Source organism: Actinomadura logoneensis (genome assembly GCF_003428695.1).
Taxonomy (GTDB): Bacteria; Actinomycetota; Actinomycetes; order Streptosporangiales; family Streptosporangiaceae; genus Spirillospora; species Spirillospora logoneensis.
The window spans coordinates 1-9,907 of record NZ_QURH01000001.1 but is presented as its reverse complement, the minus strand read 5'-3'; the positions used below and the strand labels follow the sequence as shown (position 1 = coordinate 9,907).

9 protein-coding genes and 1 riboswitch are annotated in these 9,907 nt (G+C 71.9%); of the genes, 3 read left to right on the top strand and 6 right to left on the bottom strand.

Going from position 1 to position 9,907, the window contains the following annotated elements; genetic code table 11:
• Nucleotides 1-159: 159 nt before the first annotated feature.
• From DZF91_RS00045 to DZF91_RS00025, 5 genes are all read right to left on the bottom strand, one after another.
• A complete protein-coding gene (locus tag DZF91_RS00045; RefSeq protein WP_117355474.1) occupies nucleotides 160-933 on the bottom strand; it encodes a glycosyltransferase family protein in 774 nt (257 codons plus the stop codon).
• Nucleotides 930-2,315 carry a class I SAM-dependent methyltransferase gene (locus DZF91_RS41595; RefSeq protein WP_235833938.1) on the bottom strand — a complete coding sequence of 462 codons (1,386 nt, stop codon included), beginning with the start codon at nucleotides 2,313-2,315 and terminating at the stop codon, nucleotides 930-932. The genes DZF91_RS00045 and DZF91_RS41595 overlap by 4 nt, the downstream gene beginning before the upstream one ends.
• A gap of 514 nt (nucleotides 2,316-2,829) precedes the next feature.
• A complete protein-coding gene (locus DZF91_RS00035; RefSeq protein WP_117355472.1) occupies nucleotides 2,830-5,091 on the bottom strand; it encodes a heavy metal translocating P-type ATPase in 2,262 nt (753 codons plus the stop codon).
• 95 nt (nucleotides 5,092-5,186) lie between these two features.
• The gene (locus tag DZF91_RS00030; RefSeq protein WP_117355471.1) at nucleotides 5,187-6,140 is read right to left on the bottom strand and encodes a hypothetical protein; all 954 of its coding nucleotides are present in this window, start codon (nucleotides 6,138-6,140) and stop codon (nucleotides 5,187-5,189) included.
• A gap of 93 nt (nucleotides 6,141-6,233) precedes the next feature.
• Nucleotides 6,234-6,437, bottom strand: coding sequence for a heavy-metal-associated domain-containing protein (locus DZF91_RS00025; protein WP_117355470.1), 204 nt, complete (start codon nucleotides 6,435-6,437; stop codon nucleotides 6,234-6,236).
• A gap of 496 nt (nucleotides 6,438-6,933) precedes the next feature.
• On the opposite strand from DZF91_RS00025, the gene DZF91_RS00020 reads away from it, so the two are divergent.
• A complete protein-coding gene (locus DZF91_RS00020) occupies nucleotides 6,934-7,797 on the top strand; it encodes an Fpg/Nei family DNA glycosylase (protein WP_117355469.1) in 864 nt (287 codons plus the stop codon).
• Between the two features lie 60 nt (nucleotides 7,798-7,857).
• On the opposite strand, the gene DZF91_RS00015 is transcribed toward DZF91_RS00020, so the two are convergent.
• On the bottom strand, nucleotides 7,858-8,301 hold the full coding sequence (locus DZF91_RS00015; protein WP_235833937.1) for an SSI family serine proteinase inhibitor: 444 nt from the start codon (nucleotides 8,299-8,301) through the stop codon (nucleotides 7,858-7,860).
• Nucleotides 8,302-8,535: 234 nt separating this feature from the next.
• Between DZF91_RS00015 and DZF91_RS00010 the strand changes: the two genes are divergently transcribed.
• Entirely contained in the window at nucleotides 8,536-8,871 is a 336-nt protein-coding gene (locus DZF91_RS00010) for a rhodanese-like domain-containing protein (RefSeq protein WP_117355467.1), read from the top strand.
• Between the two features lie 183 nt (nucleotides 8,872-9,054).
• Nucleotides 9,055-9,171: riboswitch (TPP riboswitch) on the top strand.
• On the top strand, nucleotides 9,161-9,907 hold a 747-nt coding region (locus DZF91_RS00005; protein ID WP_235833936.1), incomplete at its 3' end, for a cytosine permease. It overlaps the preceding riboswitch by 11 nt.

Below are 9,907 nucleotides of genomic sequence, written 5' to 3'. Positions count from 1 at the left end.
CGCCCCGGGCCCGTCCGGTTCCTGCACCCTCCGCGGCCCGCCCGGGCCGCGGTTCCCTCCCCCCGGCCCGGCGCTCGCCGGGCCGGAGGTCCGCCTCACCACGCGGTCCGCCACCGCCCTCACGGCCTCGTGCGCCGCTTCGGGCGACCAGGTCCCGCGTCACCGCTCCCAGACCGCCCACGGGCGGACGCCGCGCGAGTACGACTCGTCCAGCGCGAGGCGTTCCTTGACGGTGTCGGTGGGACGCCAGTAGCCCCGGTAGGGGTAGGTGAGCAGGCCGCCGGTCTTGGCGAGCGCCGCGCACGCGTCCGCGACCAGGTCGCCGCCCGGCGGGATGTGGTCGAAGACGTCCTGGCGCAGGACGAAGTAGCCGCCGTTGATCCACACCGGCATCTCGGTGACCGGGGTGATGCCGGACGCGCGGCCGTCCGAGCCGAGCTCGATGCAGTGGAAGGTGTCGGTCGGCGGCACCACCATCATCGACGCGCTCGCGTCCGTCCCGGCGAACCGGTCGATCATGTCCGGCAGCGGCGCGTCGGTGAGCACGTCGGCGTAGTTGGCGAGGAACATCTCGTCGCCGTCGAGGTAGGGCCGGACGCGCCGGAGCCGTTCGCCGATCGGCGAGTCCACGCCGGTGTCCACGAACGTGATCCGCCAGTCGGAGATGTCGTGGGACAGCAGCTCGACCCGTCCGCCGTGCAGCCGGAAGTCGTTGGAGTGCGTCTCGGAGTAGTGGACGAAGAAGTCCTTGATGTGGTGCGGCGCGTGCCCGAGGCACAGGATGAACTCGGTGTGCCCGAAGTGCGCGTAGTACCGCATCACGTGCCACAGCAGCGGGCGGGGCCCGACGAGCTGCATCGGCTTGGGGACGTCGCCGACCGTACCGGTGCGCATCCGCATCCCGAGGCCGCCGCAGAACAGGACGACCTTCACCGGCCGACCTCCACGACGTCCAGCTCCGGGATCGGGAAGACGAGCCGTCCGCCCCATCCGTGCACGTAGGCGAGCTGCTCGGACAGCTCGTCCCGCAGGTTCCACGGGAGCACGAGCACGTAGTCCGGACGGTCCTCCGCGATCTGTTCGGGCGGAAGGATCGGGATACGCGTACCCGGTGTGTAGCGGCCGTGCTTGTAGGGATTCCGGTCGACCGTGTAGGCGAGAAGGTCAGAACGGATGCCGCAGTGGTTCAGCAGCGTGTTGCCCTTGCCCGGGGCGCCGTATCCCACGACCGTCTTGCCTTCCTCGGCCGCGCGTATGAGGAACTTCAGCAGGTCACGGCGGACCTTGGCGACGCGCTGCGCGAACGCCGTGTACCCGTCGTCGCTGTGCAGTCCCTGTTCACGTTCGCGATCCAGGAGCTCCTGCACCCGCGCACTGGGCCCGCGCAACTCCGCACTGGGCCCGCGCAACTCCGCACTGGGCCCGCGCAACTCCGCACTGGGCCCGCGCAACTCCGCGCTGGGCTCATGGCCACCCGCGCTAGGCGCGCCCGTGGGCGCGCCGGATTCGGGTGCCGCAGCGTCGGCAGCGCCCTCCGGACGGGCCCAGAGACGGATCGAGCCGCCGTGCGTGGGCAGCAGCTCGACGTCCACCAGGACCAGGCCGCCGCTCGCGAGCGCGCGCTGTGCGGACGCGACCGTGTAGTACTGGAAGTGCTCGTGGTAGATCGTGTCGTACTGGCCGAACTCCATGAGCGTCGCGAGGTACTGGACCTCGATCGACACCCACCCGTCGTCCGCGACCAGCGCGCGCAGGCCCTTGGTGAAGCCGACGACGTCCGGAATATGGGCATAAACGTTGTTCGCCACGACGAGATCGGCGGGGCCGTGCTCGTCCCTGACCCGTTGCCCGGTCTCCTCCGTCAGGAACTCCGTCAGCGTGGGGACGCCCTTCTCCCGCGCCGCATCCCCGACATTCGCGGACGGCTCGATTCCCAGGCAACGGACGCCCTTTTCCACGACATGCCGCAGCAGGTATCCGTCGTTGCTCGCGACCTCCACCACGAAGCCGGGCGCGACGCGCTCGACGGCCGCGTCCACGAACGCCTTCGCGTGCCGCACCCACGAGTCGGAGTAGGACGAGAAGTACGCGTACTCGGTGAACGTCTCCTCCGGCGTGATCAGCGGCGGGAGCTGCGCCAGCCGGCACTCCCGGCAGACCCGCAGGTGCAGCGGGTACGTCAGCTCCGGCGCGTCCAGCCGGTCGGCGGTGAGGAACAGCTCGCACGGCGGGGTGGCCCCGAGGTCCACGACGCTCGCCAGGTCCTTCGCGCCGCAGAGGCGGCACCCGGCCACACCGCTGCTCGGATCGTTCACATGCCACCCCCGTGCGCCCGGTCCCCGCTCGGCCCCGGCGCCTCGTCCCCGACGAACGACCCCAGCATGACCAGCGATCTTTCGTTCGCCACGGGTATGACCACAAGCGGCCACAGATAGTGACCGACACCGGAATAAGACGACCTACGGGTTGATCGAATGCCTCTCCGGAAATGGCCCGGAACGGCATATCCGCGCCGTCCCGCCCGCACGGATCCGCCGTCCGCGAGCGGCTCGCGAAACACCTCGCGCAAAAAACCGAGGAGGCCCGGCCCCGAAGGACCGGACCTCCTCGCGCGCCCGATGCGGAGTGCCCCGTCGGACCGGTTTCGCTCGTCCCGTCGAACCGGCCCCACACCTCCCCATCGAGCGGGCCTCACCCCCGCCGAAGCGGGGTCCGGCTCGTCCACCGGAGTCCGGGGCATCTCGTCCCTGGAAGGACGCCTCCCCTTGGACGGAGCCGCTCGCCCCCCCCGTGAAGCGAGGGGCGAGCGGTCCGTCGGAGCGGGTCGGGTCAGGCGTTCTCGGTGAGGGGGCGGAACCGCCGGAGGCGGAGGCTGTTGCTCACCACGAAGACCGACGAGAAGGCCATCGCGCCACCCGCGATCATCGGGTTGAGCAGGCCGGTCGCCGCCAGCGGCAGCGCCGCCACGTTGTAGGCGAAGGCCCAGAACAGGTTGCCCTTGATGGTGCCGAGCGTCTTGCGGGAGAGCCGGATCGCGTCGGCCGCCGACCGCAGGTCGCCGCGGACCAGGGTCAGGTCGGACGCCTCGATCGCCGCGTCCGTGCCGGTGCCCATCGCCAGGCCCAGGTCGGCCTGGGCGAGCGCCGCGGCGTCGTTGACGCCGTCGCCGACCATCGCGACCGTCCGGCCCTCGGCCTGCAGCCGCTTGACCACGTCCACCTTGTCGGTGGGCATGACCTCGGCGATCACCTCGTCGATGCCGACCTGGTCGGCGACCGTCCGGGCCACCGCCTCGTTGTCGCCGGTGAGCAGCACCGGCCGCAGGCCCAGCGCCCGCAGCTGCGTGATCGCCTCCGCGGAGGTCGGCTTGATCTGGTCCGCGACGGTGAGGACCGCGCGGGCCTTCCCGTCCCAGCCGACCGCCACGGCGGTCTCGCCGCGGGCGGCGGCCTCGGCCATCGCCCGCTCGAGCTCGGGGGTCAGGTGCTGCTCCCACTCGGCGAGCAGCTTCGGCCGGCCGACGAGCACGCCGTGCCCGTCCACCACGCCCTGGACGCCCAGGCCCTCGATGTTGCCGAAGTCGTCCACCTTGGGCAGTTCGCCCACGCGCTCGGTCGCGCCCTTGGCGATCGCCTGGGCGATCGGGTGCTCCGACGCGTCCTCCAGCGCTCCGGCCAGCCGCAGCACCTGCTCCTCGCCGGTCTCGGCGGCCGGGTCGACGACGACCTTGACGAGCGCCATCTTCCCGCTGGTCACGGTGCCGGTCTTGTCCAGGACGACGGTGTCCACCCGGCGGGTCGACTCGAGCACCTCGGGGCCCTTGATCAGGATGCCCATCTGGGCGCCGCGGCCCGTCCCGACCAGCAGCGCGGTCGGCGTGGCCAGGCCCAGGGCGCACGGGCAGGCGATGATCAGGACGGCCACGGCCGCGGTGAACGCGGCGGCGGCGCCGTCGCCGGTGCCGAGCCAGAAGCCGAGCGTCGCGATGGCGAGCGCGATGACGATCGGCACGAACACCCCGGAGATCCGGTCCGCGAGGCGCTGCACCTTGGCCTTGCCGGTCTGCGCGTCCTCGACCAGCTTCGCCATCTGCGCGAGCTGGGTGTCGGAGCCGACCCGGGAGGCGCGGACGAGCAGCCGCCCGCCGGCGTTGACCGTCGCGCCGACCACCGAGTCGCCGGGCGCGACCTCCACGGGCACCGACTCGCCGGTGAGCAGCGAGGCGTCCACGGCGGAGGTGCCCTCCTCCACGACGCCGTCGGTGGCGATCTTCTCGCCCGGCCGGACGACGAACACGTCGCCCACGTTGAGCTGCTCGATCGGGATGCGCTGCTCGGTGCCGCCGCGCATCACCGCGACCTCCTTGGCCCCCAGTTCGAGCAGGGTCCGCAGGGCCGCGCCGGCGCGCCGCTTGGAGCGCGCCTCGAAGTACCGTCCGGCCAGGATGAAGGCGATGACCCCGGCCGCCGCCTCCAGGTAGATGTTGGACGAGCCGTCCGAGCGCGTCATCGAGAACTCGAAGCCGTGCTTCATGCCCGGCGTGCCCGCGTTGCCGAGGAACAGCGCCCACAGCGACCAGCCGAACGCGGCGAGCGTGCCCAGGCTGACCAGCGTGTCCATCGTCGCGGCGCCGTGCCGCAGGTTCGTCCAGGCGGCGCGGTGGAACGGCCAGCCGGCGTAGACCACGACGGGCGCGGCCAGCATCAGCGACATCCACTGCCAGTTCTTGAACTGCAGGGCCGGGACCATCGCGAGCGCGATCACCGGGACGGACAGCACCAGCGCCGTGACCAGCCGCTGCCGCAGCGGCTTCAGCTCGTCCGCGGGCTCGGCCGGCTCGCCGGACTCGGCGCTCTTCGGCGGCTTGGGGAGCTCGGCGGTGTAGCCGGTCTTCACGACGGTGGCGATCAGGTCATCGGGGGTCACCCCCTCGGGGAACTGGACCGTCGCCTTCTCGGTCGCGTAGTTGACCGTGGCGGTGACGCCGTCCATCCGGTTGAGCTTCTTCTCGATGCGGGCGGCGCAGGAAGCGCAGGTCATCCCGCCGATCGCCAGCTCGATGTGGCCTGTGGGAGGTGCTTGCGCGGCCATCGCTGCTCCTTTCGCGTTCCGGCGCGTCTGCGCTTCCGCTGCTACGCGTCTGGGGTGGTTCCGGGGGGTGGGGGGTGGAGGGGAAGTCTGCGGAGTTACTTGGCGACCGCGGTGAACTCGGCCGTGTGAACGGTCCCCGCGTGGCTGAAGTCCAGGTAGAGGCGGTAGGTGCCGGCGCTCGGGACGTCCGCCTCGAAGGTGACGTCGGGGCCGGGCTTGGTCTTGCCGTCGCCGGGCTCGCCGTCCGGGTGGACGTGCAGGTAGGCGAGGTCACCGGCGCGGAGCGCGACCAGGTGGCCGTACGCCTCCAGGTACGGGTCCAGGTTCGTGACCGGCCGGCCGTCCTTGCTGACGCTCAGCGTGAGCGTGCTCGGCTTGCCCGCGGTCAGGGAGCCCTTCAGCGTGACCTCGTAGCCGTCGACCTTGGCGACCTGCTCCGGCTGCGGGACGGCCTTGGGCTGGAAGTCGCCCGGGGCGAAGATGTCCGCGCCGAGGGTGAGCTGGTTCTCGGCCCCGACCGGCTTGACGTCGGTGAAGACCCGGTAGGCGCCCGCGTCCGTCAGCGTGATCGGGACGGACCAGACGCCGCCGCCGACCGGGGTCGGGTGCAGGTGCTGGAAGCCCGACAGGTCGCGGCGGGCCAGGATCAGGTGCAGGTCCTTGCCGTGCAGCGGCTGGTAGCGGGTGACGGGCTGACCGTCCGGCCCGGTGATGCTGAACCTGAAGTCGGTCTTGGTACCGGGGGCGACCGTGGCGTTCTGCAGGGCCAGGGTGTAGCCCTCGGCGGAGATCTGGAGCCCCCCGGGGGTACCGCCGCCGCCGTGGCCGGCGTGCGCGCCGCCCTGTCCGCCGCCCTGTCCGCCGTGCTCGCCGCCGTGCTCGCCGTTCATGTCGCCTTCTCCGCTCTCACCCTTGTGCCCGCCGGACATGTGGTGCCCCGTCTCCGCCTTCGCTCCCACGGGTCCGGTCACCGTGCCGATCCCCAGCGCGCCGCCGAAGACGGCCGCCAGGCCCAGCACGTACGCGCCAACTCTTGTCGTCGTCCTCATAGCCATCCGTCCCTTCGGCCCGTTCCCGGCGGCATCGGGTGCCGCGGCGTCCCGTCGTCCTGCGGCGGTCCGCCGCGGCACCTCCCGACCGGGTCAGGCGACCTCGTATCCGGCCTCGTCGATCGCCGAGCGGAAGGCGGCGTCGTCCAGCGGTCCCTCGCTGGTGACGGTGACCTTGCCGCTCGCCAGCTCCACCTGGACGTCGGTGACGCCGCTGATCGAGCCGACCTCCTGCTTGACCGAGCCGACGCAGTGGCCGCAGGTCATTCCGGTGACGGTGTAGGTGGCGGTGCTCATGTCCCTGACTCCTCGGTCTCGTGTCGCTGTCTTCCGGGGTACCCCTGGGGGGTATCTCGTGCCCTCATGGTGCCATAACCTCTCACCGGGCTGCAACCCCTACCCCCTAGGGGTTATTGCGTGACTCGCATCACCATGGGCGATATCTGGTGATACGCGGCGGAGCCGTACCCCTCCGCGCCCGGCGGATCCGGGCAGCTCCAGCGCGGCGCGCCGCGCGACGACGCGCACTGGAGGCCGCACGTGGCCGTCTGGCACTGGACGTGGCGGCCTCACGCCGGGGCGTGGCATCGGTCTTCGGCGGCCCTGGGGCGGGCGGTTATCCACACGTGCCGATGCCGCGGCCGATCGAGCGGGGCCGCCGTATCGGGGTCATTTGCCAAGGTATATCCGGCGCGAACGTCGCTCGCACGGGGGTGGCCGGCGTCATGCACAGGGTTTTCCACAGCTTTCCACAGCGCTGTGGACAGCGGCCGGACCTCGGATAATGTGAAGCATGCCCGAGCTTCCCGAGGTCGAGTCGCTCGCCGCGTTCCTGCGCGAGCGCGCGGTGGGCCACGCCGTCGCCCGCGTCGATGTTCTCGCCATCTCCGCACTGAAGACCTACGACCCGCCGATCACGTCCCTCGGCGGCCTCACGGTCACGGGCGTGGCCCGGCACGGCAAGTTCCTCGACATCGACGTGGACGGGCTGCACCTGGTCGTCCACCTGGCCCGCGCCGGGTGGCTGCGCTGGCGCGACGAGATGCCGGTCAAGCCCGTCCGTCCCGGCGGCAGGAACCCGCTCGCCGTGCGCGTCCACCTCGACGACGGCTCCGGCTTCGACCTCACCGAGGCGGGCACCAAGAAGGGCCTCGCCGTCTACGTCGTGCGCGATCCGTCCGACGTCGAGGGCGTCGCCTCCCTCGGCCCCGACCCGCTCGACCCGTCCTTCACGGTCGGGACGCTCGCCGGGATCGTCGGCGGCAAGCGCACCCAGATCAAGGGCCTGCTACGCGACCAGCGGATCGTCGCGGGCATCGGCAACGCCTACTCCGACGAGGTCCTGCACGTCGCCCGCATGTCGCCGTTCAAGATCGCCGGCTCGCTCACCGAGGAGGAGGTCCAGACCCTCTACGACGCGATCGTCGACACCCTGCGCGACGCCGTCGCGCGCTCCGGCGGCCTCGCCGCCCAGGACCTCAAGGCCGAGAAGAGGACCGGCCTCCGCGTCCACGGCCGCACCGGCGAGAAGTGCCCCGTCTGCGGCGACACGATCCGCGAGGTGTCGTTCGCCGACTCCTCGCTCCAGTACTGCCCCACCTGCCAGACGGGCGGCAAGCCCCTGGCCGACCGGCGCCTCTCCCGCCTCCTCAAGTGACCAGGCGGAACGCGCCCGCCGCGGCGGCCTCGGCTCACGGGCGGTGGACGTGGGGGACGGTCAGCGGACGGGCGGGACGTCGCCGAACAGGGGGGCGGCCTTGCTCCAGCGGGCGAGCTGGCAGCCGTCCGTCCGGGTGAACCTGGTGTCGATCGCCTGCCCGTGCCAGGTGCCCTTGACCGTGGCGACCTCCGGGCCGCCGTAGATCTTGGTGCACATCATGTCCGCCGGTACGGGCTTGAAGGCGTCCGGCGCCTTGGCGAGGGCCGCGCACGCCTGGGCCGCCTTGGGGTGGTCGCCACCGGCGGGATCGCAGGTCAGGGTCCAGGTCTTGGCGGGTGCCTGGGCGGAGGCCCGGACGCTGACCGTCAGGTGGTCGGCGGGGGAGCCGGGCGCGACGTTGTCCTTCGGCGGGGCGCCCGTCGGCCCGGACTTGGCGTTCTCCGAACCGCACGAGGCGGCCGACATCACCAGTGCCAGGGCGGCGGGCGTGAAAAGGAGCATCCGATACCGCATAGACGATTCGACGTCGCGGAGCCCGGTACGGTTCCACACCGTTCGACCGGTTCCGCCGACCCGGCCTCTGACCAGGTCCTTGAGCCGACGGCACAGGCGGGTGACCGCCGGCCGCGGGTGGGCGACCGGTCGGGGAAGTGCCTGGAGCATGATGGGATTCATGCTCGGATCTGTAGGTTTCGAGTGTCCCCGTGCCGCGCGGGGGCCCGTGGGGAGGTTCGGATGAACTTCGGGAACGACGTCCCGGCCGTGGACGCCGCCGAGGTACCGCAGGACGCGTACCTTCTGGACGTCCGCGAACAGTACGAGTGGGACGCCGGGCACGCGCCGGAGGCGGTCCACATCCCGATGGGCGAGCTGAGCGACCGCGCCGCCGAGATCCCCCAGGACCGCGAGATCTTCGTCGTCTGCCGGTCCGGGATGCGGTCGGCGCAGGTCACGATCGCGCTGAACCAGGCGGGCTGGATGGCCCGGAACGTGGACGGCGGCATGAAGCGCTGGGCCGAGGCGGGCCGTCCCCTCGACGGCCACACGGACGCCCCGCCGCACGTCGCCTGACCAGCACCCGCGGGAGGCCACCGCCGCCGAGACCCGACGTCCAGGCACCGCGTGTCCGCTTGGAGGCCGACTGGTGGCGGCGGGCGCGGACGCGGGGTGGCGGGAGGCGCGTCCGGGGAATGCGGGGCGGAGGATTGGGCGTTCCGCTCCCTGGAACGTTCGATGTACGATTCGCCCAGTCTTACTGAATACCGCGGGAGCTCGGGCCAACCGGGCTGAGAGGGCGGCACGAAGCGGCGCCGCCGACCGCATGAACCTGTCCGGGTAATGCCGGCGTAGGGAGCGTGCAGTGTCCGCTGTGCAGGAGGAGTCCGTCCGCGCGCCTCGCGACGAGGCCCCGTACACCCTCGACCAGCCCGCGCCCAGGGTGCTGGGCTTCTGGGACCAGTCCGCCTTCTGGGCCAACCTCGGCGTCAGCCTGCTGGCGTTCTCCGGCGCGTACACCGTGCTCGCGCCGACCGAGGACGGCCGTCCGACCATCTCGATCACCGCGGGCATCACCGCGATGATCGTCGGCACGCTGATCGGCGGCCTCATGCTGGGCCTGGCCGCCGTGCCCGGCGCGCGCACCGGCCAGCCCGCGATGGTGCTGCTGCGCGGGCTGTTCGGGGCCCGGCCGTCCTACCTGCCGACCGTGCTGAACATCGCGCAGCTGGTCGGCTGGGGCACCTTCGAGCTGATCACGATCGCGGGCGCCGCGCGGGCCCTGTACGACGGCGTGCCGCGCTGGGCGTACGTGGTCGCGGCGGGTGTGATCACGACCGTGCTGACGATCTGGCCGCTCGGATCGGTCCGGCTGCTGCGCCGGTACGTCACGGTCGCGGTCTGCCTCGCGCTGGTCTACTTCTACATCCAGCTGCTGCGTGAACCGCTGCCCGACCTGAACCAGGGGTCCTGGGGCGGTTTCTGGATCGGCGCGGACGCGGCGCTCGCGGTGTCGATCTCGGGGGTCGCGGTCGCCGCCGACTACACCCGGCACTCCCGGACGCAGCGGGCCGCCTTCGGCTCGGCCGCGGTCGGCTACTCGGTCACGCAG